Annotated in this window: 23 protein-coding genes; 18 read left to right on the top strand and 5 right to left on the bottom strand. The window is 41.7% G+C overall.

Translation table 11 applies throughout. The features are described 5' to 3' along the window. Positions 1-189 precede the first annotated feature (189 nt). Positions 190-1,206, top strand: coding sequence for a pirin family protein (locus tag IE222_RS21495; RefSeq protein WP_191276424.1), 1,017 nt, complete (start codon positions 190-192; stop codon positions 1,204-1,206). 153 nt (positions 1,207-1,359) lie between these two features. Then, positions 1,360-2,439 carry a GNAT family N-acetyltransferase gene (locus tag IE222_RS21490; RefSeq protein WP_191276422.1) on the top strand — a complete coding sequence of 360 codons (1,080 nt, stop codon included), beginning with the start codon at positions 1,360-1,362 and terminating at the stop codon, positions 2,437-2,439. On the opposite strand, the gene IE222_RS21485 is transcribed toward IE222_RS21490, so the two are convergent. Further along, positions 2,430-2,672 carry a hypothetical protein gene (locus IE222_RS21485; protein WP_191276420.1) on the bottom strand — a complete coding sequence of 81 codons (243 nt, stop codon included), beginning with the start codon at positions 2,670-2,672 and terminating at the stop codon, positions 2,430-2,432. The two genes, IE222_RS21490 and IE222_RS21485, sit on opposite strands and share 10 nt — an antisense overlap. A gap of 338 nt (positions 2,673-3,010) precedes the next feature. Further along, entirely contained in the window at positions 3,011-3,619 is a 609-nt protein-coding gene (locus tag IE222_RS21480; protein WP_191276418.1) for a hypothetical protein, read from the bottom strand. Positions 3,620-3,831: 212 nt separating this feature from the next. On the opposite strand from IE222_RS21480, the gene IE222_RS21475 reads away from it, so the two are divergent. The 12 genes from IE222_RS21475 to IE222_RS21425 all read left to right on the top strand — a co-directional run bounded on the left by IE222_RS21475 (position 3,832) and on the right by IE222_RS21425 (position 15,528). Next, positions 3,832-3,990, top strand: a complete 159-nt coding sequence (locus IE222_RS21475; RefSeq protein ID WP_191276416.1) for a DUF1540 domain-containing protein — start codon at positions 3,832-3,834, stop codon at positions 3,988-3,990. A 131-nt stretch (positions 3,991-4,121) separates the two neighbouring features. Next, on the top strand, positions 4,122-4,901 hold the full coding sequence (locus tag IE222_RS21470) for a transporter substrate-binding domain-containing protein (protein WP_191276414.1): 780 nt from the start codon (positions 4,122-4,124) through the stop codon (positions 4,899-4,901). A gap of 36 nt (positions 4,902-4,937) precedes the next feature. Then, positions 4,938-5,603, top strand: a complete 666-nt coding sequence (locus IE222_RS21465) for an amino acid ABC transporter permease (protein WP_191276412.1) — start codon at positions 4,938-4,940, stop codon at positions 5,601-5,603. An 11-nt stretch (positions 5,604-5,614) separates the two neighbouring features. Then, positions 5,615-6,358: an amino acid ABC transporter ATP-binding protein gene (locus IE222_RS21460; protein ID WP_275671482.1), complete on the top strand. Its 744-nt coding sequence runs from the start codon at positions 5,615-5,617 to the stop codon at positions 6,356-6,358. Positions 6,359-6,426: 68 nt separating this feature from the next. Further along, complete coding sequence (locus tag IE222_RS21455; RefSeq protein ID WP_191276410.1) at positions 6,427-6,630, top strand: ABC-F family ATP-binding cassette domain-containing protein; 204 nt, start codon at positions 6,427-6,429, stop codon at positions 6,628-6,630. Positions 6,631-6,772: 142 nt separating this feature from the next. Then, positions 6,773-7,294: a hypothetical protein gene (locus tag IE222_RS21450; protein WP_191276408.1), complete on the top strand. Its 522-nt coding sequence runs from the start codon at positions 6,773-6,775 to the stop codon at positions 7,292-7,294. A 247-nt stretch (positions 7,295-7,541) separates the two neighbouring features. Continuing rightward, positions 7,542-8,936 (top strand): 23S rRNA (uracil(1939)-C(5))-methyltransferase RlmD, encoded by a 1,395-nt coding sequence (gene rlmD / locus IE222_RS21445; protein ID WP_191276406.1) that lies wholly within the window; start codon positions 7,542-7,544, stop codon positions 8,934-8,936. 157 nt (positions 8,937-9,093) lie between these two features. Next, positions 9,094-9,651 (top strand): class I SAM-dependent methyltransferase, encoded by a 558-nt coding sequence (locus tag IE222_RS21440; RefSeq protein WP_191276404.1) that lies wholly within the window; start codon positions 9,094-9,096, stop codon positions 9,649-9,651. Between the two features lie 663 nt (positions 9,652-10,314). Continuing rightward, entirely contained in the window at positions 10,315-11,700 is a 1,386-nt protein-coding gene (locus tag IE222_RS21435; RefSeq protein ID WP_191276402.1) for a leucyl aminopeptidase family protein, read from the top strand. A 191-nt stretch (positions 11,701-11,891) separates the two neighbouring features. Continuing rightward, entirely contained in the window at positions 11,892-12,023 is a 132-nt protein-coding gene (locus IE222_RS26745) for a hypothetical protein (protein WP_275671481.1), read from the top strand. 1,009 nt (positions 12,024-13,032) lie between these two features. Then, positions 13,033-14,493 (top strand): protein adenylyltransferase SelO, encoded by a 1,461-nt coding sequence (locus tag IE222_RS21430; RefSeq protein ID WP_191276400.1) that lies wholly within the window; start codon positions 13,033-13,035, stop codon positions 14,491-14,493. Positions 14,494-14,823: 330 nt separating this feature from the next. Continuing rightward, positions 14,824-15,528 carry an L-type lectin-domain containing protein gene (locus tag IE222_RS21425; protein WP_191276398.1) on the top strand — a complete coding sequence of 235 codons (705 nt, stop codon included), beginning with the start codon at positions 14,824-14,826 and terminating at the stop codon, positions 15,526-15,528. Between the two features lie 119 nt (positions 15,529-15,647). Here IE222_RS21425 and IE222_RS21420 read toward each other — a convergent pair whose 3' ends face one another. The 3 genes from IE222_RS21420 to IE222_RS21410 all read right to left on the bottom strand — a co-directional run bounded on the left by IE222_RS21420 (position 15,648) and on the right by IE222_RS21410 (position 17,948). Beyond that, complete coding sequence (locus tag IE222_RS21420) at positions 15,648-16,256, bottom strand: hypothetical protein (RefSeq protein ID WP_191276396.1); 609 nt, start codon at positions 16,254-16,256, stop codon at positions 15,648-15,650. Positions 16,257-16,369: 113 nt separating this feature from the next. Continuing rightward, positions 16,370-17,443, bottom strand: a complete 1,074-nt coding sequence (locus tag IE222_RS21415) for a GIY-YIG nuclease family protein (protein WP_191276394.1) — start codon at positions 17,441-17,443, stop codon at positions 16,370-16,372. 28 nt (positions 17,444-17,471) lie between these two features. Continuing rightward, positions 17,472-17,948, bottom strand: coding sequence for a glutathione peroxidase (locus IE222_RS21410; protein ID WP_191276392.1), 477 nt, complete (start codon positions 17,946-17,948; stop codon positions 17,472-17,474). A 257-nt stretch (positions 17,949-18,205) separates the two neighbouring features. On the opposite strand from IE222_RS21410, the gene IE222_RS21405 reads away from it, so the two are divergent. The 4 genes from IE222_RS21405 (at position 18,206) to IE222_RS21390 (ending at position 22,569) form a co-directional block, all read left to right on the top strand. Further along, positions 18,206-20,107 (top strand): Xaa-Pro dipeptidyl-peptidase, encoded by a 1,902-nt coding sequence (locus IE222_RS21405; protein WP_191276390.1) that lies wholly within the window; start codon positions 18,206-18,208, stop codon positions 20,105-20,107. A 198-nt stretch (positions 20,108-20,305) separates the two neighbouring features. Further along, positions 20,306-21,088, top strand: coding sequence for an amino acid ABC transporter substrate-binding protein (locus tag IE222_RS21400; protein WP_191276388.1), 783 nt, complete (start codon positions 20,306-20,308; stop codon positions 21,086-21,088). Between the two features lie 65 nt (positions 21,089-21,153). After that, positions 21,154-21,813, top strand: coding sequence for an amino acid ABC transporter permease (locus tag IE222_RS21395; protein ID WP_191276386.1), 660 nt, complete (start codon positions 21,154-21,156; stop codon positions 21,811-21,813). Between the two features lie 15 nt (positions 21,814-21,828). Next, complete coding sequence (locus tag IE222_RS21390; RefSeq protein WP_275671480.1) at positions 21,829-22,569, top strand: amino acid ABC transporter ATP-binding protein; 741 nt, start codon at positions 21,829-21,831, stop codon at positions 22,567-22,569. Positions 22,570-23,069 lie beyond the last annotated feature (500 nt).

Here is a 23,069-nt window from a genome sequence, read left to right as displayed (position 1 = left end):
CCGAGCGGGTGGAAAAAGAGCAGTTAGGGTAGCCAATAGAGGCTATAGGCGACCGAGCACGAGGAAAAAGAGCGTTCAGGGTAGCCAATAGAACTTATAGGCGACCAAGGGTTCCGAAAAAGAGCAGTCACGATAGCCAATAGAGCCTATAGGCGACAATAAATGATAAACAACGAAAGGAGAACTATGATGTCAAACAACAAAATCCTAAATATACAGAAGCTAGGTTTTCCATGGGAAACCGAGGATCCATTCTTGATGACCGTGCATCATAAAGATGCTTATCCTGCAGGGAACGAAAAGCAGGGTCCTGCTGAATCTCTAGAAGGCAGGAATCTAGGGCAGGATTTTACGATAAAAGATGGTTTTAGGATGTACCACGGCACAACTGTACCGGGGTTTCCAGCACATCCTCACAAAGGATTTGAAACAGTAACGATTGTTCTAGAAGGGCTTGTTGATCATTTTGACTCAACCGGGGCAAAGGGACGTTACGGGAATGGAGATGTTCAATGGCTGACAACCGGAAAGGGCTGCCTCCACTCGGAAATGTTTCCGCTCGTGCATCAGGACAAAGACAACCCGCTTGAGCTTTTTCAAATATGGTTGAATCTGGCGGCTAAGGATAAGACGGCAGATCCGGATTATAAAATGCTGTGGGCTGAAGATATTCCAGAATTGGAATTAACAAGTTCAAATGGAAAGAAAACGACGGTCCGGCTAATTGCAGGGAGGCTGCAAGGAAATGATAGTTTAGAGCCGGCTGCCGCTTCTTGGGCCATGGATCCTAACCATCATGTAGGCATTTATCTTCTTCATATGGAACCCAATGCAGTATATACACTGCCAGCAGTGTCAGCAACATTGAACAGAAATTTGTATTTTTATGAAGGTGAAGAAATTCATCTCGATGGGGAAATCATCTCAGTTTACCATCGTGTAAAGCTGACAGGAGAACAAGAAATTGAAATTACTAATGGCGACAAAGAGGCTTATATTCTGGTGCTTGAGGGAGAGCCGATTGGTGAACCAGTTGCACAGTACGGTCCATTTGTAATGAATACAGAAGAGGAAATCCGTGATGCCTTTAATGACTATCGCAGAACACAATTCGGCGGCTGGCAATGGGGGAACCTCGATCCCGTCAACGAGCGCAGTGCAGGAAGATTTGCACAGCATGGGGACGGGAGGATAGAAAAGAGATAAATCTAGATTTTTACAGTGAAAAAGAACAGTCCCCTATTACGTTAAGGGGGCTGATTTATATAAAGCTATATGTAGAGAACAGATAAGCACAAGAACCGTTTGAAACCTCTATTTTTTAGGAGATCTCCGTTTCGAAATTAAGGAGGATAAATAATGTTTGAGTATCGTATTTTACAAGAGAAAGAATATGGTCAAGCGATTCACTTAGCCAATCAAGCCTTTCGTGAACCCGATCATGTTTCAATGGGCGAGGCCTTTCCCCACGTATTTTCACCGGCATTAAATCAATCATATGGTGCCTTTGAGGACGAAAAGCTAGTCTCTTTTATCGGTTTAGTTCCGTCGGTCATCCATATTGAAAACGCCGAAGTCCAGGCGTATTCCATTGGGGCAGTTTGCACCCATCCCGATTACCAAAAGAGAGGCTTGGCTAGTACCCTTCTAGGGCATATCTTTGCTCATATTAAAATGGCAGGGGCATCGGTATTATTTGTTTCCGGGGATTTACCAATATACAAAAAGGCGGGCTGTACATATTATGGCAAGGTTTTACAATATAATCTCCGTCAAGGCAATCTTAATCAGAAGGGGAAATATTCCATCCGTGAACTCCTGCCGTATGATTGGTTTCAAATCAGAAAACTTAGTAATAAACGGTCGGTAAGATATGAGCAAAGCATTTTTGACTTGGCGCTGCTCAATAAGGCGGCAGGTTTTTCCAGTATTTTCAAAACAAAGCATACAATCCTTATTGCGGAAGCGGAAGGTGAATTAAAGGCATTTTTAGTTTTGGCAGCACCAAATTTAGGGCAGCCGCAAGCGGTTTCCCGTGTTATAGAATGGGGAGGCGATCCGGAGGCGGTCTGTTCGCTGCTTGCAGAAACCTTTCGTTATGGGTCTGAAACCGTGAGACTAATGGTTCCTGCGTTCGAAACTGCCTTAATCAAACTTCTCAGTTCATTGGAGAAGTCTGAGGCATCTTACCCAGGGACTATCAAGATTATGGGTTTGGATGTTTTCCTGCAACAGTTGGCCCCGTATTTAGCTGGAAAAATAACCATTTCAACTATAGATGACCAACATAAACAATTAAGTTGGGGGCAAAATTCCGTAATCGTAGAAAATAATACACTTGAGCAAATGATCTTGAAAGGCATACATGGTCTAGATGACGGCCTGGCCAATATTTTTCCGGTTCCATTTCCTTATCCTGAAGGGTTGAATTATGTGTAATGAATGGCTTCCAAGATAGGTACTATGCCGGAGAGGTAAAGGGTCACAGGACATCCTGCCTGTCGGCCATGACGCGACCTACAAGCTGATTGATGATCTGTTAGCAGCGGCTTCTGCGCCTTTCCGCTCCAAACGGATTCATATCGGGATGGATGAAGCGTGTATGGTGTTTTTTTGGAAAATGTTTGGAGCAGAACGGCTATCGCAAACGGTTCGATTTTATGAATGAACATTTACAAAAGGTCGTCTTAGCAGAAAACCGCGGCTTAGAGCCAATGATTTGGAGCGATATGTATTTCCGGCTAGGATCGAAGCCCAGGAAATTACTATGATTTAAACGCGGAAATTCCGAAAGTTGTGATAAATAGGATTCCGAACAATGTTCAGCTTGTCTATTGGGTTATCATGACAATATTGAATTCTATCAAACATTTCTTCGGGGACGGTTCTCTTGTTTCCTTTTAAGCAAGCAGAAGAATCGTCCTCATGCTTAAAATACCTTTAAGTGAGGGGAATTCAATTATGACAACAATGAGAATAGGTCTGATGTTTGAACGGTCCCCATGCTTCATTATCTTAATAAAATTCCCTTTAATTTCTTTAAAAGTGAATCTTTCTTATGGAGAGATCTTCCTTTTATTTCTATGATTGTCCACTGCCCATCGTTTTCAAAAGGATCTGGTAATAAATTAATCCCAAAGTTCTGGCAAAATTTGTCCATATCCTCATAATCAAAAAAATAACTGTCACTGTCTTCTTGTCCGAATCCCTTTTTTTCAAAGGGAAAAGGTTCGCCTTCTTGTTCCACTCCAACAGTATCCTCTCCGCAATGAAACTTTCGAATCATACAGCCTTCTTTGTGAACACTCAAATAATAGGTATCTACTGTACTCTGTCCTATCGCTTGAATAACCGTACAGTTAAAAGTAAGGGACAGTCTATCGGCTAACACAAATGGCGGTTCATAGGAATCATGGAGAATGGTGATCCAGTTATCATGAATTACACTTATTGAAAAAAGTGCAGGCTGTTTATTCTCAAAAAACGGATAAAAGGAATCCTGTTCAGTATAAATAATAGGTTTCTTTCCATGTGTTCGACTTAACCAATCTACTAAAAACTCCTTCACTTTCTCCAACTTGTCTGTTTGAACATGAATTTCGGAAATATTAATAGACAATTTAACCCCCCCTTGTATAAAAAATGGAATATTATTACTCCCATTTTATAAGGAAAATGGAATTTTAGAAACAATATTGTAATACAGGAGAAAAGGCGTGGCTCTTAAAAGAGTAAGGCCTGTTTTCTTTTTTAGGGATACATTTAAAAGATGTTTACTTATCCTTAGAAAGGGTACTGTTTATCATAAACAACATAAAGGAGCTGGTACCCTTGAAATTAGAAGTAAAATGCAATGTAGAAGATTGTAAATATTGGGATGAAGGTGACCAATGTATAGCGGATTCCATTTATGTGATTGGACATCATGGCGGCAGGGAAGCAGAGAAGGTTGAGGAAACGGCTTGTAAAACATTTGAAAAGCGAAAATAATACTTAAAAAAGTTTTTTATTGACTGGACAGCTAAGGACTTGTCCGGTCATTTTTCTTTTTCATGATAAAAAAATAGAAAAATAGGGTATACAAAGTTATCAAGTGAAAATGGGAGGAGAGAAGTTGAAGTATGAGGCTAAAATACATATTTTGTCTAGTAAGCTTATTTTTACTTAGTACACTGACGGCCTGTGCTCAAAAGGACGAGCTGTCAGACGGCACAAAGCTGATAGACAAGGAGGAATTTATTTTTGCAGCTTCCGGCGAATTTAAGCCTTTTAGTTATCTAAAGGATGACCTGTCAATGACGGGCTTCGATATCGAGGTAGGGAATGCTGTAGGAAAGGAACTAGGGTTGAAACCAGTTCAGAAAAGAATGAAGTTTAAAGGGCTCATAGAGGGCATTAAAACAGGCCGGGCCGATGCTGCTGTTGCCAGCCACACCATTAACCCCGATCGTGCCAAACATGTGGCATTTTCCACGCCATACTATTACTCAGGACCACAAATCTTTACACGACCTGACAGCGATATAAAAACGGTAGATGATTTAAAAGGAAAAGAAGTAGCCGTTGCAAAAGGCTCTACATATGCGGATGTTGCTGGAAAGTATACGAGCAATCTTAAGATGTACGACAGTGATATTACAGCGTTAAAGGCGCTAAGTATCGGCCGTCATGATGCTGTGATTACTGACTTTGTCACGGGAAAAAGCTCACAGCAGGAAGGATTTAAGATAAAAGGACAGCAGTTAATCGAGCGAAGTGAACAGGCAATTGTGGTGCCTAAGGACAATCCTGAACTTCTAAAACGAATCAATATGGCACTGCAAAAGCTTCGTGATGATGGAACGCTTGCTCGAATCAGCCAAAAGTATTTTGGGCAGGATATTACCAAAAAACCAGAATAATAGAATGATATACTTGATGGAAAGGAAGTTGTTAGCTTGCCAAGTTTTTCACACTTTTTTCAGACATTCATTAGCAGCAAGGGACTGTTCCTTGATGCAACCTTACTGACTCTAAAACTTACTATAGTATCTATCTTAATTGGCATTATTTTTGGTTTGTTTTTTGCACTATTAAAAATATCAAGAATAAAAATTCTAGAATACATATCAAACGCCTATGTGTTTCTTGTACGAGGAACGCCGCTAATTGTTCAGATTTTCATTCTCTATTTTGGCTTCAGCGGGATTTTTCTTATTCCGGACTTTTGGGCAGCTGCTCTTGCGCTTGCATTTCATAATGGTGCTTATATTGCGGAAATTTTTCGCGGAACGATCCAATCGGTTGATAAAGGGCAAATGGAGGCTGGCCGTTCCCTTGGTATGACGAGAGGTACTGCAATGCGCCGGATTATTCTTCCGCAGGCTTTCAGAAGAGCCCTGCCGCCTCTTGGGAATCAGTTTATTATTGGACTCAAGGATTCATCTTTGGCAGCCTTCATTTCAATGAATGAACTATTTAATGTGGCAACAACGTTAGGATCGAATCATTTTGATGAAATGACGTATCTATTAATCGTTGCTATCTATTATTTGGTGCTGGTTGCCTTGTTAACGATGATCGTAAGTATGCTTGAAAAGAAATTAGCCATAAGTGATCGCTAGGAGGAGCTATCATGAATAGTCGAGAAATGATTAAAATAGAAAACTTAAATAAATCTTTTGGAAGTTTGCATGTTTTAAAGGATATCGATTTGTCTGTCTACGAGAGCGAGGTTGTTTGTTTGGTCGGATCCTCTGGTTCAGGAAAAAGTACATTGCTTCGATGTCTGAATTTTTTGGAGAAAAAAGACGGAGGAAGTATTTTTATCCGCGGGGAAGAGATATCACCCGATACTCACAATATCAACGATGTTCGACAAACGGTGGGAATGGTGTTTCAGCACTTTAACCTTTTCCCTCATAAAACCGTTCTCGAAAATATTATTGAGGCCCCGATTATCGTGAAGAAAATTCCGAAAAGCGAGGCTGTCGATGAAGCGAGGGAACTGCTGCAAAAAGTAGGGCTCGAGGATAAGGCGGATGTCTATCCTAGTAAATTATCCGGCGGGCAAAAACAGCGTGTAGCGATTGCGAGGTCACTTGCGATGAAACCAGATATTATGCTTTTCGATGAACCAACGTCCGCTCTTGACCCCGAGCTGGTAGGAGAAGTATTAACAACAATGAAGGAGCTCGCAGATGAGGGGATGACGATGGTGGTGGTAACCCATGAAATGGGCTTCGCGCGCGAGGTTGCTGATTCGATTGTATTTATGAATGACGGTAAAATCCTTGAAAAGAACTGTCCTGAAGAGTTTTTCGATAATCCCAAGGAAGAACGAACAAAGGAATTTCTGAAGACCACTGCACTTAAATAATAAGCATAATGAACATAGGGATGGTACAGACCACTTAAAAACACTTCCATATAAATGGAAGTTTTTTAATGCCTGATGAGCCCGCCAATCATCTTGATATTGATTCCATTGAAACGCTTGAAGAAGCGCTGGAACACTTTAAAGGCACAATGTTCTTTATCTCTCATGATAGATATTTTAATAATAAAATTGGGGAAATAGTGGTTGCAGTTGAGCGCTGTGCTTTGAAAAGCTATCCAGGTAATGACGACTATTATAAAACACAAAAATAAAAAGAAGTAAGAAAGGGGGCGATTCTCAGGCTTCATCATAAAGCGCAAGAACCGCCCACTTGTTTCTGCAAATTGGGTCAAGTTACATGCTGCGTTAGCCATGCATAAACTATCATGAATCAGATTGGAGGTTATTAACGGAATGGCAACAGGTCCTTATATGTATGGTTACAGACCTACTCCGTATACTTCCCCATACTATCAATATACCTACCCATATCCCGCGCCATATTACGGGGGGCCTCCCCCAGGTTATTGGCATGCAGGCGGTCAGCTGGCGGGGCTTTATGCAAACGGACATATAGGTGGCGGTAATGGAGTTGGATACAATGTTGGCGGGCATTTAGGAGGACAGCATGGTCTAGGGGTTTATTCGAACGGTCAGCTAGGAGGCGGTCATGGCCTCGATGTCCATGCAGCTGGTTCTTTAGGTGGTCCAAAAGGCCTTGGTGTTCAAGCAGGCGGCCAGCTGGGCGGCGGTCATGGTCTCGGTCTTCATGCCGGCGGTCAATTAGGAGGCCAGCATGGCTTAGGTGTTCAAGCAGGCGGCCATTTAGGCGGCGGACACGGATTAGGCGCACATGTTGGCGGAAAAGTAGGCAAATACAACGGCAACCTAGGTTTTCAGCTCGGAGGCAAAAAAGAATACGAATCATCATCCTAGAAGCATGAGGTTCTCATGCTTCTTTTTTGTCCGATTAAAAAGTAACTTTCCTATAGGCATAAGTACCACTATGCCTCTGTCTAAACCCTTTTCCTCGAAGTAGCTGCTAATATCTGCTAGACATGATTTAATTTCCTATTCGATAATTCTCTATTATACTAGATTGGTGTGTGTTTAATTTAATGGCAAGCTCCATTCGATTATATAGAACAGTATACAGAGTAGTAATTATAAAGGAGGACCATGAATGACCATTATTAAAGGAGAAACAATGGTTGCAGAAATAAGCCAGCTGGATGAAAAGGGTTCTGGTCAGGCTGTTGTTTGGCGTGAAAATGAGAAAGGTAACAAGAAAAAGTTGAGGCTCACCATCCCGCAGACTCTTCTTTGGGAAAAGGTGCGTGTGACTGTTGACCAGCCAGAGCGAAGAAGAAGAAAGGCGATGCCAGAAGAGATACTGGAGGCTCATGCGGAAAGAACAGCACCGCAGTGTCCTCACTTTGAAAAATGCGGCGGCTGCGTCTGGCAGCATTGGGAATATCAAGGGCAGTTAAAACAAAAAACGGACCATGTTAAGCATGCGATAGGAACTCAAGGGTTTGCCCCCGAGTTGGTTCTCGATACCATTGGGATGGACGAGCCTTGGCGTTATCGTAATAAAATGGAGTTTACTTTTGCTCCGGATGGTACGCTTGGTTTACATGAACAAGGGAATTTTCGAAAAATCATTTCTCTTGAGACATGCCTAATTGCAGGTAAAGAAATGGTAGAGGCTGCGATGGAGGTAGCAGGCTGGGCCAAAACCCATCAATTAACAGGATATAACAAAGATCTCCATGAGGGACTGCTTCGCCATTTGATGGTAAGACAATCTTTTGCAACCGGCGAAATTATGTTAGCTCTTTTTGCAACCGAGGCACCAGCCGACCATTTAAAAGAGGCAGCGGACGATTTAGTACAGCGTATTACCCAAAAGTTCCCTCAAGTAAAAAGCTTATTATGGCTTGAAAATACAGATTGGGCAGACCGTACTCAATCAGAAAAAAGCCATATCTTAGCCGGCCGTGATTTTATCTATGATGAAATGGATGGATACCGCTTCCGTCTATGGTTTGATACCTTTTTCCAAACGAATCCAACACAGGCACAAAAGTTAGTCGATTTGGCGATAGAGATGGGACAACCGAAAAAGACAGAAAAAATGATCGACCTTTTCTGTGGCGTCGGGACATTTTCACTTCCATTTGCCGATCGAGTAGGGAAGCTCGCCGGAATCGAAATAGTCGAGACATCAATAGAGTCGGCTAAACGAAATGCTAAGGATAATGGAATCGAAAATACGTACTTCTTGGCACGTGACGCGAGAAATGGAATAGATCAAGTTTTAGAGAGTTTCGGCACTCCAGAATTACTGCTGCTTGATCCACCAAGGTCGGGCGCCGGCGGGAAAGTGATGAGGAAAATCGGACGAGCTAAACCAGAACGAATTGTCTATGTTTCGTGTAATCCAGACACTTTTGCCACGGATATAAAAGAACTTGAAGCATTTGGGTATACCTTAAAGGTTGTCCAGCCGGTTGATTTATTTCCACATACTGTTCATGTGGAGTGCGTAGCACAACTAGTCAGGACAGAACAATAAAGTGGTGCATAAGCCCTCATTGTGGTGAGGGTGAAACTTTTATTCTATAATCTTGCTTTTTAATAAATTCTTAATAAAAATTTAAGAAAATCCTTCATTTTTCTTAAAAGTTTTACCTCATACTTAGAAGCATACTCCAAGTATGAGGTGAAACGAAATGCAAATAGTTACTTTTTTAAATGAGTTTGTTAAACATCCTAGAAATACAGGGGCTATTGCTCCAAGTTCCAGAAAATTGGCGAAGAAAATGGTCGATGTAATTCATTTTAATAACGCGAAAACGATCGTTGAATTAGGGCCTGGTACAGGTTCGTTTACAAAGGAAATTATGAAACGAAAACAGAAGGATACCTTATTCATTCTTATTGAAATTAATGAAACTTTTGTTAGACGCCTGCAACAGGAATATGCAAATGATCCAAGTGTCCATGTCGTTCACGGGTCGGCGGAAAATATAAAGAACTATCTCGCAGAGCTAAATGTGGCAGCTGCCGACTATGTATTATCTGGATTGCCCTTTACTTCTTTACCATTCGAAGTATCTAAACAAATTTTGCAAAATGTAAGAGACTCGCTAACTGTAAGTGGAAAATTTATTACCTTTCAATATTCATTAGTGAAAAAAACATTTATTCAAAAATACTTTCCGAGCATAAGAGCAAAAAAAGTATGGCTCAATCTGCCTCCAGCCTATGTATTGTCTTGCAATATATAGAGGAAGCACAAGTGACGTCTCCTGTGCTTCACGATAACCCTTTTTCTTTTATTATACTAATCGCCAGCGATGTCTTACCTATATTCGATGATTACTGTGTATGGTTTTAATTTTAGAGTGTATCCCCTGTTTTTACCTCTATACGCTGGGCCCTCTTTACCTTGCCGCCCCTGTGCCCATCTTTAATATAAATTCCCGACAGCGTTGCGGTTTCCCCTGGGTTATTATTGCCATAAAAACAACTCCTCACTTATTCTAAAAGGTTTACTTCATAAATATATAGTTTTTGGAATTATGATTGGACTAGAGGTTGTTTCATTTCGGGACTATGTATTCATAAATCAATAACCATATTCGACATTTATCTAATGCATCATACAATAGGAAAGCTGATATTTTAGGTATTTCCTGCTATTTATTCAAACGTTTGTTTATGTGACAAAATTTTTGGAGGGTAAGTAAGGAAAAATCTATTAGTGCCTGCGTTCCTAGTAAATTTGAACAAACGTTTAATTGGTTTTGCCCCCTGGTAAAGTAGCGATATTTGGCGGTTTGAGCAGAGAGAAAAGACACATGAATCGTCCCCATATTTCATTAAGAAGGTTTTTGCTATTCGGATGGAGAAATATACTAAGATGCAGCTAAGAAAGGGGAAATAGATAGATGTCGATTCAAGCTTCGATTGTTTTTTCAAATGATTTACGTATTCAATCAGGAGGTGCTGTGAAACAGTTTGTGGAGAATTGTTCCGCCTCATTTACTACATTATTTCTTGATGGTGAACTGGTTGTTGCTATAAAGGAATGTAAGGAAGATAAAAAGTCGTATGAAACGATTCGGATGACGGCTGGGGCGATTGCGCGCGAGTTGTGTGGTCGTAAAGTGGAAAAAGCTGTTCTGCAAGTAGAAGGTTTGGCTCAGGAATTCTCAACGTTAGACGCTGGAAAGTCAGTATCAGCTTTTGTTGAAGGCTGGCATTTGGGTTCCTACAAGTTTGTTACATATAAATCAGAGGAATGTGCTTTTAAAACAGAATTACAGGTTGAATGGGGAACGAATGTTACGTCATATATAGAGGATGGACAGATTCGTGCGGCGGCAGCGGCTTTTTCTCGTGATTTAATGAATGAAGTTCCTAATGTGCTAAATCCGGAGACATTCCCAACCATGTTAGCAGAAGAATTTGCAGGTACGGATGTAAAAGTAAATGTATTTCACAAAGAAAAGCTGGAAGAACTGGAGATGAACGGTGTCTTAACGGTAGGGCGAGGCAGTAAATACAAGCCTGCCTTTGTTGAACTTGTGTATCAAACAGATGAATCGAAGCCGCTTGTGGCTCTTGTTGGCAAAGGGGTAACGTTTGATACAGGGGGAATAAGCCTAAAAAGCGGTAGAGATTTAAGTGATATGCGCATGGATATGGGCGGTGCAGCAGCTGTTGCTGGTGCGATGAAACTTTTAGCAGCATTGAAAGCAAAGGTAAATGTTGTGGCACTTATTCCAATCGTTGAAAATTCACCTGACAATACATCTGTGCTTCCTGGCGAAATTATTCGCTATAAAAATGGTTCGACTGTTCAAGTCGGTAACACGGATGCGGAAGGCCGCTTAATCTTAGCGGACGGTTTAATTCGCGCTGGTGAATGGAAGGCACAATACGTTGTCGATATTGCGACTTTAACAGGGTCAATTCATAATGCCCTTGGTTCAAAAATAGCAGGGGTTTTCGGCGACGAACAACTGTCCTTTGACATGAAGGAAATCGGCAGGGAAAATGGAGATTTTGTTTGGCCGATGCCGCTAGTGGATGTATACGAAAACTATTTAAAGAGTGATTATGCCGACTTTTGTAATATTAGCTCTAAAGGAGAAGCAGGCTCGATTACGGCAGGATTATTCCTGCGCCGCTTTGTACCGAAAACCTCCCGCTGGCTGCATGTCGACATGGCCGGCGTAATGGAAAGCGAAGAAACAGGCTACTACCCTAAATCAGCCACCGGCTTCGGCGCGAGATTATTAGCTGATTTTGTCACACATATATCCAAGTAAGAGACATGGGGACTGTTCGAAACTGCTGAAAAAGCTTCGGCACTGGGGAGCGAGGCCATCCGAAAAGGTGCTGCCGATTTCTTTTCGTATCGGGCTATAATGATCCGCTTGGAATAACAGAGATTGCTTGAGATAGTACCAGAAAGATAATAACAGGATCTTGAAAAAAACACCGTTTAGGAAGCTGAACGGTGTTTTTTTTGAAGGGAATATTGAAATCAGGTGAAAATAGGGAAGAGGTGCGGGTGTACGTTTGTTCAATGAACACGATTGCAAAGAAGTTGAATGATGGCGGTGCAGAGAAAGGCATAATGTGCGGGTGAGCAAGGAAAATCACGAATGAAGCGCAAATTGAAGCGTTCAATAAACCCGTGAGCGAGGAAAATCAGGAATGAAGCGCAAATTGAAGTGTCCAATGAACGCGTGAGGAAGGGAAATCAGGGATGAAGCGCACATTGAAGTGTTCAATGAACGCGTGAGGAAGGGAAATCAGGGATGAAGCGCACATTGAAGTGTCCAATGAACGCGTGAGGAAGGGAAATCACTGAAAAAGCGCACGTTGAAGCGTTCAATGAACGCGAGAGTAAGGAAAATCACCGAAAAGGCGCACATTGAAGTGTTCAATGAACGCGTGAGCGAGGAAAATCAGGAATGAAGTGCACATTGAAGCGTTCAATGAGCGCGAGAGTAAGGAAAATCACCGAAAAGGCGCACATTGAAGTGTTCAATGAACGCGTGAGCGAGAAAAATCAGGAATGAAGTGCACATTGAAGCGTTCAATGAACGCAAGAGTAAGGAAAATCACCGAAAAGGTGCACATTGAAGCGTCCAATGAACGCGTGGGCGAGGAAAATCAGGAATGAAGCGCACATTGAAGCGTTCAATGAACGCGAGAGTAAGGAAAATCACCGAAAAGGCGCACATTGAAGTGTTCAATGAACGCGTGAGCGGAGAAAATCAGGAATGAAGTGCACATTGAAGCGTCCAACGAACGCGTGAGAGAGGAAAATCACCGATGAAGTGCACATTGAAGCGTCCAATGAACGCGAGAGCCAGGAAAGTCACCGATAAAGTGCACATTGAAGCGTCCAATGAACGCGTGTTTAAAGAAAATCGCAAATAAGATACACCCTTGAAAAGAAGTAGGAGAACGGTCCCTGTGCTTTATACCCCTGAAATTGCTTTTAGCATTTTGGGTTGATAAACTGATTTTAGGTTATTAGAAAGGCTGTCCTAAGTGCCATTGTTGGTGGTATAAAAATTAATATCAGCGGAAATCAACAGACAAGTTTAACGCAGCCTTTGAAAAAATAATAAAAGGAAAGTGATACGATGGGAAAAGACCCAGGTTGGAACTTTGATAATAGTTATACCCGGTTGCCGAAGTCCTTTTTTTCTAATCAGAATCCAGACCCTGTTCGCTCGCCGAAATTAATGATTCTTAATGAACCATTGGCAGTATCGTTGGGATTAGATATAGAGGTGTTAAAAAATGAAGAAGGGACGGAGGTGTTTGCAGGCAACTGGGTTCCTGAAGGTGCCTCACCATTAGCTCAAGCCTATGCTGGGCATCAATTTGGGCATTTTACAATGCTGGGGGACGGCCGGGCCATGCTTCTTGGAGAACAAATAACTCCTTCAGGTGAACGGTTTGACATTCAGCTCAAGGGCTCGGGCCGAACGCCATATTCACGCGGCGGTGACGGGCGCGCGGCACTGGGACCGATGCTGCGTGAGTACATTATAAGTGAAGCCATGCATGCACTTGGCATTCCTACCACTCGAAGCCTTGCTGTAGTCACAACAGGGGAATCGATCTACCGTGAAACTGAACTGCCGGGTGCCATTTTAACCCGTATAGCTGCTAGCCATTTACGTGTCGGTACATTTGAATACGCTGCAAATTGGGGCACGGTTCAGGATCTTCAGATACTGGCTGACTATGCAATAAAACGTCATTATCCAGAAATCGAAGGAGCTCAGAATCGGTATTTGTCCTTACTTGAGGAATTAATTAAGCGCCAGGCTGCATTGATTGCCAAATGGCAGCTGGTTGGTTTTATTCACGGGGTCATGAACACCGATAATATGACCATTAGCGGTGAAACGATAGACTATGGGCCATGTGCTTTTATGGATAGTTATGACCCAGCTACAGTCTTCAGCTCAATCGATGTTCAAGGCCGATATGCCTACGGAAATCAACCGTATATTGGCGGCTGGAATCTGGCACGGTTTGCAGAGGCCATATTGCCGTTGTTTGACGAAAATGAAAAGCAGGCAGTGAAACTTGCCGAGGCTGCCATATCAGAGTACGGCAAGTTATATCAAGCTAATTGGCTTTCAGGCATGAGGCAAAAATTAGGGATTTTTAATGAAGAAGAACAAGATGAAAGCTTGATTGAGGATTTATTAAAATTAATGCAGAAGCATCAGGCGGACTATACTAATACGTTCCGAGCTTTAACTTTTGACAGGCAAGAAGAAACAGGATTATTAGAAACAAAAGAATTTTCTAAGTGGCGAGAGCGCTGGCAGACAAGACTTAGCAGGCAGGAGCAATCAAAAGCGGACCTTCATCAGTTAATGAAGAACTCAAACCCAGCTGTTATTCCGAGAAACCACCGGGTAGAAGAAGCACTTGATGCCGCCCTCAGGCAAGAAGATCTCAGTCTGACGAAACGCCTGTTAAATGTTCTGTCAAAACCATATGCCCATACACCTGAACAGGCTGACTATTGTACGTTGCCAGCATCATCTAACCAACCATACCGCACATTCTGCGGAACTTAAGGAAGCATGCTGAAGAGTTAAAATGTGGCCTTCTTGCACATATGTTGTGCAAAGAAGTATTAGTATAAGCTTTTCTGTGTAAAGGCTAAATAGTCATTAAGCATAAAAAACCCCTTTTTGGATAAGGCTTCTTGTTAATTCCATTATCCAAATTCGAGGGGTTTTTTATGTTCATCCATTCTTTCAAAAAACGAAGAAATCTATGTGAACGCACAAACAACTTTTAGAGTATAAAAATAACTTATTAGTGACTCGTAAATTATGAGAGAGTTTGCAGTGGACAAACTATTAGGTTGATTCATTACTAAGAAATTAAAGGGGTTTTACATTATGGGATTAAGGCCTATATGTTTTACGTTTGATGATTTTTCGGATACATCCACCTTGACGCTTAATGGTTCAGCTATTACAACAAACTCAGGGGGACAGACAGTTTTAAGATTGACAGAAGCTACACGATCTCAGGCCGGCAGTGTCTTTACAGATGAAACTTTTCCAGTTTCAAATGGTTTTAGCACTTTCTTTTCGTTTCAAATAACAGACCCAGGCGGAGGAGTGGATACGTCTGGAGATGGTCCAGGGGCGGATGGTTTTGTATTTGTAATCCAAAGCAATTCAAACACTGCTTTAGGTGCTAATGGCGGTGGCATGGGTTACTTGGGGATTCCTAACAGTGTAGGAGTTGAATTTGATACGTATTTGAACATTGAATTTAGCGATTCCAATGGAAATCATGTAGGTATCGATGTCAATGGTTCTGTGAATTCAATAGCAACGAATCCAGCATTGCCAGATCTCTTAAATAACGGAACTGTTTGGTTTGCATGGGTTGACTATTTGCCTGTAACACAAATATTAGAGGTAAGGCTATCAACTACTAATGTTCGTCCTTCGCTCCCGATACTAGCCGCACCTGTTGACATCCCTCTAATACTTGGTTCTCAAGAAGGTTTCATTGGATTTTCTGCAGGTACTGGCGCACTTTTTGAAAAACATGATATCTTATCTTGGGAGTTTTGCTCATCGGCTATATAGAAGTAAGCACAGTTCAGCTTTCTTTTGAATCTAAAAAAAGAAAAAGCATTTTCCTTTATTAAGGGAAAATGCTTTTTCACACTGCAGTTGTTTAAAAAAATTTTCGAAAGAGGCAATATCTAGGCAGCTACAGTACTTCTTCTCTCAAGCCACGTAATTCCAACAAACAATACAGCCAATGCTACGCCACATCCAATAACGAATCCGCCGCCGTGAACAAGTAGTGCAGCAATCCACATGATGCTGAGGATAAAGTGCGCCGAACGCAATGTCTTTTTCCTTTTTTTATTTCGCTTTAACAAATACCCGTAGGCAGCCAGAAAAAGCAAAAGTAAAAAGGCGGCAGCCCCGGTGAGGTTATCGGGTTTTTTGAAATCGGTAATTAAATAATAGCCGCCATGTATAACAACAAGCGCCAATGCAGTCCAGCCAAAATACGTATGAAAGCTGAATACCTTCTTTGCCGCAATCTTTACGTATTCAAACGGCGATTTTAATTTTTTTTTTAATAAATACCAGGAAAAACTTAGCGTGCCAGCTATAATCGCCCCGTTTCCAAATAACTTAAAAAACTCACCAGCTCCGTCATCATCTTGCCTGATACCATTAAACTTCTCATGCTCAAGCTGATGATACAGCGGTTCATAATAAAGATAAAAAGCTATCAATGCAATACATATTAAACCCACTATGATGATAGGAATATATTCTCGAAACTTATTTTTCATTGGGGAACCTCCCTTAATGTCTTTAGTATTGACTATAACTATAAAGGAGAATCCTTAATATTTTATTAAGACGCTATTAAAAACTGCTGAAATATATGGACGGTTCTGCGGTTTCATTGCCAGCTTCGCAATAATTCTCTAATTGTATCTTTAAGAGCAGGACTTTCAGACATTAGCCATTTTTCAGGAATAAACCGATAGCTGCACTTACCGCTTTCCAAATAGTTATAGATGATCTGCGCCTCATCGATTTCTTCTTTGCCGACTGCTTTGGGTGAACAGGATTCACCGGCCTCCAAACTATTTTTTAAATCTGCCTCGATTAAGGAAATCAGCTCCTCAAGATTCCTAAGCTCATACTTGTTACCAAATAAAATCTTATTTCTTTTAATAAGAAATAGTTTAAAGGTTCGGTCGGTTAAAAATTCGACCATCATTATGTTTTTGTTTTCTTCCGTGAACTCAATGACTTTTTCCTTGTAAAGCAAGGAATGTATGGCATCCAAATAGTTCCGGTATTTTGCTGCAGTTTCAAATTCAAAATTCTCGGCAGCATGCAGCATTTTCCGTTCCATTCCCTCTAGAATCTCCAAATCCTCGCCTGTTAACAACTCAATAATTCTTTCAATCATGGTCATATACTGTTCTGTTACTGCATTACCCAGGCAAATCCCCATGCATAAACCCAAGGAATAATTCAGGCAGGGGGAATGTGATTTGGAAGAACCGCAGCATAGAATTTTGCAATACTCTTTTAATCCAAGAACAGCTATTTCCACTGTATTTCTATTCTTAAAAGGTCCAAGCCTTAAGCTATGTTTATTTTTACTAGGAACATTGGACACTTCAATCCTTGGATATTTGTCCTCCATATAGATATTGATAAAAGCATAAAGCTGCGGGTTTTTCATTTGCCGATTGAAAAATGGCTTGATCTCCTGAATAAGACGGCATTCCAGCATGAAAGCTTCAAATTCGGTATCCGTAAGAATCACATCAAAATCTTTAATAGTATGCCTAAGCTTGACCACTTTTTTAGAATGGGCCCGTGAATTTTGAAAATAAGACTGAACCCGCCGCTTAAGATTTTTAGCCTTCCCCACGTAGATTACGCTGCCATTAGTATCTTTCATTAGATAAACCCCGGGTGACGGCGGAAGTACCTTTACTTTTTCTTTTAAAAACATATAAATCGCGCCTCTATTAAAAATGGGATTATAACAATTTTAGCAAGTCTGCTTCAATTTTTTTTGGATCGGTAGTGGGAGCATATCGCTGGGTAACCTGCCCGTTACGGTCGATTAAAAACTTGGTAAAGTTCCATTTGATTCTACTGGAAAGAACACCCTTTTTCTGTTCTGTTAAATAGTTGAACAGCGGGTCAGCATCGCTTCCATTTACATCAATTTTAGCAAACATCGGAAATGTCACCCCGTAGTTCATCTGACAGAACGCTGTGGTTTCTGCAATGTTCTCAAACTCTTGATTGTGGAACTGGGCACAAGGAAAACCAAGGATTACCAAACCTTGTTCCTTGTATTGCTCATATAATTCCTGCAACCCTTTAAATTGTGGAGTGAATCCGCATTTGCTGGCTGTGTTGACAATTATGAGCGGCTGTCCTTCATAGTCTTTTAAAGCCTTCTCCGTGCCGTCCGGCATTTTTACTGAAAAATCATATACCGTCCTCAAAATCTATACCTCCTCTATCTTCTAATTAAAATGGATTATATCATTTAGGCTAGAAATAATCCTTTCTATGAGCGTACAATCAAAGCGAATAGAAATCTTTCGCTAAAGAAACATGCATCCATGGCTTTTTAACTAGGTTACCAATAGCCCTTTACTCCTGTTTTATTTTTTAGACAAAATACACCAAAAATTTTGAATATTCAATTATATACTAAAGATTGGTGTAACCATTATTTAAGAAACAAGGGGGAAAAGTCGTGAGGAAAAAGGTCTTATCCGCTGGTTTGTGCTCTGTGCTCTCGTTATCATTGCTGGCAAGCGCGAATCCGTGGACGGTAAATGCCCAAAGTAAGCAGAGTCAAGCTGTTCAATCTTATGTCACTGGAAAGGGGACGGAATGGAGGGGAATCCCGCTTAACGGGTTAATCCCCGAAACAGCCTCAGACGCGACAAAAATAGAACTGGAAAATGGTATGACAAAATCGATTTACTCTACCGATGATGCAATCATAGAAAACTTGTTTGTTGAAACAGAGACCGATAGTGATAGAGATGGTAAGCGTGACCGTGTTTCGATTAAAGTCTACCGTCCAAAAACAGATCCGGGAGTTAAGGTGCCTGTCATTTATGAGATGAGTCCGTATCGTTCCGGCATTCTAGATGTACCTGTCTTTAATGTAGATGTGGACCTGAATCCGGTTTCTCATCCAGGCAACGGCTATGGCCGCAGCGGTAAGCCATATGCTCTTGCGGAAGGACAAGCTGCTAATCTCGGTTCATTAGGGAATTACTTTGTCCCTCGTGGTTATGGTGTCATTCTTGCAGAGAGTATTGGGACAGGGAAATCCGACGGCTGTCCGACAACCGGCGACGAACGGGAAATACTTGGAACTAAGGCTGTTATTGATTGGCTGAACGGCCGGGCAAAGGCATTTACCGGGGAGGGAAAAGAGGTCCATGCTGATTGGTCGACAGGGAATGTCGGGATGACGGGGGCTTCTTATAATGGTACATTGCCTAATGCCGTAGCAGCGACCGGTGTTGATGGCCTGAAAACCATTATTCCAGTTGCCGCTATCAGCAGCTGGTATGACTATTATCGTGCGAATGGAGCTGTCATTGCTCCAGGCGGTTACCAAGGTGAAGATGCTGATAACTTAGCGGAAGCAGTATTAACTCGGAGTAATCCTGAAGTATGTAAAGATGTAATCGCTGAGTTAAAGCGTGATCAGGACCGGGTTACAGGTGATTACAATCAGTTCTGGGCTGACCGTGATTATGTTAAGGATGCCGATAAAATCAAGGCAAGTGTCCTTGTTGTCCACGGGCTGAATGACTGGAATGTGAAAACGAAACAATTTGCCCAGTGGTGGGAAGCATTAGGGGAAAATAATGTTCAGCGCAAATTATGGCTGCATCAAGGAGGTCATTCCAATCCTTCAGGTGCTGATTGGACGAACACACGTCATAAGTGGTTTGACTATTATCTATATGGAATAGAAAACGGAATTATGGACGAGCCTGCTGTTAACATTCAACGTGAGGACAGAACTTATAGTAAGGAAGCCAGCTGGCCGGCACCCGGCACTGTTTCAACAAATCTTCATTTAACAGGTACGGGAAATGATTTGGGGGCAATGGTTATAAATCCGGTTCCAAATCAGCCGCATAATAAGCAAACGATTATTGATGACCCGATGATCAAGGCTAATGCATTAATAGCTAACCCTGAGCTTAATTCTCCGAACCGCTTAGCCTATGTAACACAAGAATTAACCGGGGAAGTTCGGATCAGCGGAACACCCAAAGTTAGTATCCGTGCCAGCATTGACCGCCCAGTTGCAAACTTAACAGCACTGCTCATCGACTATAGCAGCGGCAAATCTGTCATTGTTTCACGAGGCTGGGTTGACCCGCAAAATCTTCATTATGCTGATCGTTCTGAATCGCTTGTAGCGGGAAGAGATTACACGTTTGAATGGGCAATGGAGCCTAAGGATTACATCTTTAAAGCTGGGCACCGAATCGGTGTTGTTTTGATCTCCAGTGATTATGATTACACCATCCGCCCTAAAGCAGGTACAAAAATTACTGTCATTCCAACGCGCAGTGAAATTACACTGCCAATCGTCGGAGGGAAGAACGCATTTAATCAATAGGCAATTCAGTAATACTCAAAAACATTTTTTTAGAATACCAGTCTAATAGAAGGAGCCTTTTTCCATTAGTGGAAAAGGCTCTTTTTATTTACATTAATCAATATATTGTTTTTTAAATTATTATAGTGTTATAATATGTCAGTATGATAATATGGTAACGTACTAAAGCGATATTAACAAAAAGGTGGTTCTATTCATATGAAACGTATAGCAACTTTTGCTTTAATAATTGCAGCTGTCTTCTCAGTGCTAACAGCCTGTTCAAGCAATAAATCTAATTCTAAGGAAAAAGATAATACACTCGTAATTGGAGTGGACGATAAATTCGCACCAATGGGATTCCGTGATGAAAAGAACGATCTTGTTGGGTTCGATATTGACTATGCAAAAGCAGCCGCTAAGAAAATGGGACTAGAGGCAAAGTTTCAGCCAATCGATTGGAGTGCCAAAGAGTCTGAACTAAGCAGCGGCCGGATTGACCTTATTTGGAATGGTTATACTATTACGGATGAACGTAAGAAGAAAGTACTTTTCACAAAGCCTTATTTAAAAAACGCACAGGTTGTCGTAACGAAGGCAGGTTCCAATATTACGAAACTGGCTGATTTAGAAGGGAAAGTTGTCGGTCTGCAGTCACTTTCATCTGCTTCTGATGCTTTAAATGCAAACCCAATTAAGTCAAAAATTAAAACGGTAACTGAGTTTAAAGATAATGTACTGGCATTAAATGATTTAAAGAGCGGCCGTTTGGATGCTGTAGTGATCGATGAGGTTGTTATTGATTACTATATGGCAAAAGAAAAAGATGCATTTAAAGTACTTGATGAAACCCTCTCTCCTGAAGAATATGGCATTGGCGTGAAGAAAGGAAACGAGGAGTTACTTACTAAGCTTCAAAAAGCACTTGATGAAATAAATCAAGACGGTACTGCCGCTGAGATTTCAAAAAAATGGTTTGGAGAAAATAAGGTTTTAAACTAATATCTATATAAGGCAAAGCAGGATTTCCGCAGGAAACCCTGTTTTGTTTTTGGAGGAATCCTTTTATGTCTTTAGAATATATCATTCAGATTTTAAAGCCGATGCTTCAAGGGGCACAGATGACGGTGCTGTTGTTTATAATTGCTATTGTTGTGTCCATTCCGCTTGGCTTTCTATTAACACTGGCAGTACAAAGCCGTTTTAAGCCTCTTTCCTTGCTGGCACAAGCTTATATTTATGTCATGCGGGGAACGCCGCTTTTGCTGCAGCTTTTGTTTATTTGTTTTGGACTTCCGATGATACCGGGGATTGGAGAATATTTGGTGCTTGACCGCTTTGTGGCAGCATGTCTCGGGTTTATTTTAAACTATGCCGCGTACTTTGCTGAAATTTTCCGCGGCGGGCTGCTTGCGATTGATAAAGGACAATATGAGGCTTCCCAAGTCCTCGGACTAAATAAATGGCAGATGACAACACGGGTCATTCTGCCGCAAATGTTCCGTATTGCCCTTCCAGCAGTGGCGAATGAGTCGGTAACCTTGGTTAAGGATACGGCGCTGCTTTATGCAGTAGCGGTACCGGAGCTGCTGCACTATGCTGAAACAGCCGTTAACCGTGACTTCTCCATTGTTCCTTTTGTTGTTGCCGGAATCATTTATCTCATCATGACGTTACTATTAACACTGTTGTTTAAATGGATTGAGCGGCGCTTCAGATTTGAATAGGAAGGAGTGAGGAATGTGGCGTTTATTGAAGTTTCAAATATGAAAAAATCATATGGCAGCCTTGATGTTTTAAAACAAATTAGTTTTGATGTAAATAAAAACGATGTCGTCGCTGTAATTGGTCCATCCGGATCTGGAAAAAGTACGATGCTCCGCAGCCTTGTTCATCTTGAAGAAGTAAATGGCGGCAGTATCCGTGTTGCGGATGATTATTTGGTCAAGGATGGCGTTTATTCTAGACCTCAGGAAATCAAACAGATTACATTGAGGATGGGGATGGTATTTCAGCATTTTAATTTATTCCCGCATCTGACGGTGAAAGAGAATCTTGAACTTGCTCCTCGATTACTAAAAAAGGAATCGGCAGCTGAAATTAAAAACCGCAGCACAGACCTTTTAGCAAAGGTTGGCCTGCTTGACCGTGCGAATGCATATCCTGCGAATTTATCAGGAGGGCAAAAGCAACGGGTGGCGATTGCCAGGGCGCTGATGATGAATCCGGAAATTATGCTGTTTGATGAGCCAACATCCGCACTCGACCCCGAGCTTACAGGCGAGGTCCTGCAGGTTATGAAACATTTAGCACAGGAACATATGACAATGATTGTGGTCACTCACGAAATGGGATTTGCCAAAGAGGTGGCAAACCGGGTGATGTTTATGGATAATGGGGAGATTATCGAATCCGGTCATCCAACAGAGCTGTTTAATAATCCTCAGTTCGATCGGACTAAGGCGTTTTTGAATAGACAATAATAATATTTATAGGAAAATAGAAGGCCTCTATGTGTGGAGGGCTTCTATTTTTTATTTATAGCGGGTTGCATTGAGCGAAAGGTAGGAAAAACTCATTTAGCGGTTAATGGGAGTTTGTTTCATTGCCCGAAAACCGGAAAAAAAGCTAATTGTGGTCAATGGAAGTGGGTTCCATTGCCCGAGAAGGAGAAAAACCCCTGATTGCGGTCAATGGGGGAGGGCTCCATTGCCCGAAAAACGGAAAAAAGCTAATTGTAGTCAATGGAAGTGGGCTCCATTGCCCGAAAAACGGAAAAAAAGCTAATTGTGGTCAATGGAAGTGGACTCCATTGCCCGAAAAACGGCAAAACCTCTGATTGTGGTCAATGGAAGCGGGCGTCATTGCCCGAAAACCGGAAAAAACGCTGATTGTGGTCAATGGAAGCGGGCGTCATTGCCCGAAAACCGGAAAAAGCGCTGATTGTGGTCAATGGAAGCGGGCGTCATTGCCCGAAAAACGG

The organism is Neobacillus kokaensis, from assembly GCF_014656545.1.
Taxonomy (GTDB): domain Bacteria; phylum Bacillota; class Bacilli; order Bacillales; family Cytobacillaceae; genus Neobacillus; species Neobacillus kokaensis.
The sequence above is the reverse complement of the archived record's forward strand: the minus strand, read 5'-3'. Positions and strand labels throughout refer to the sequence as shown.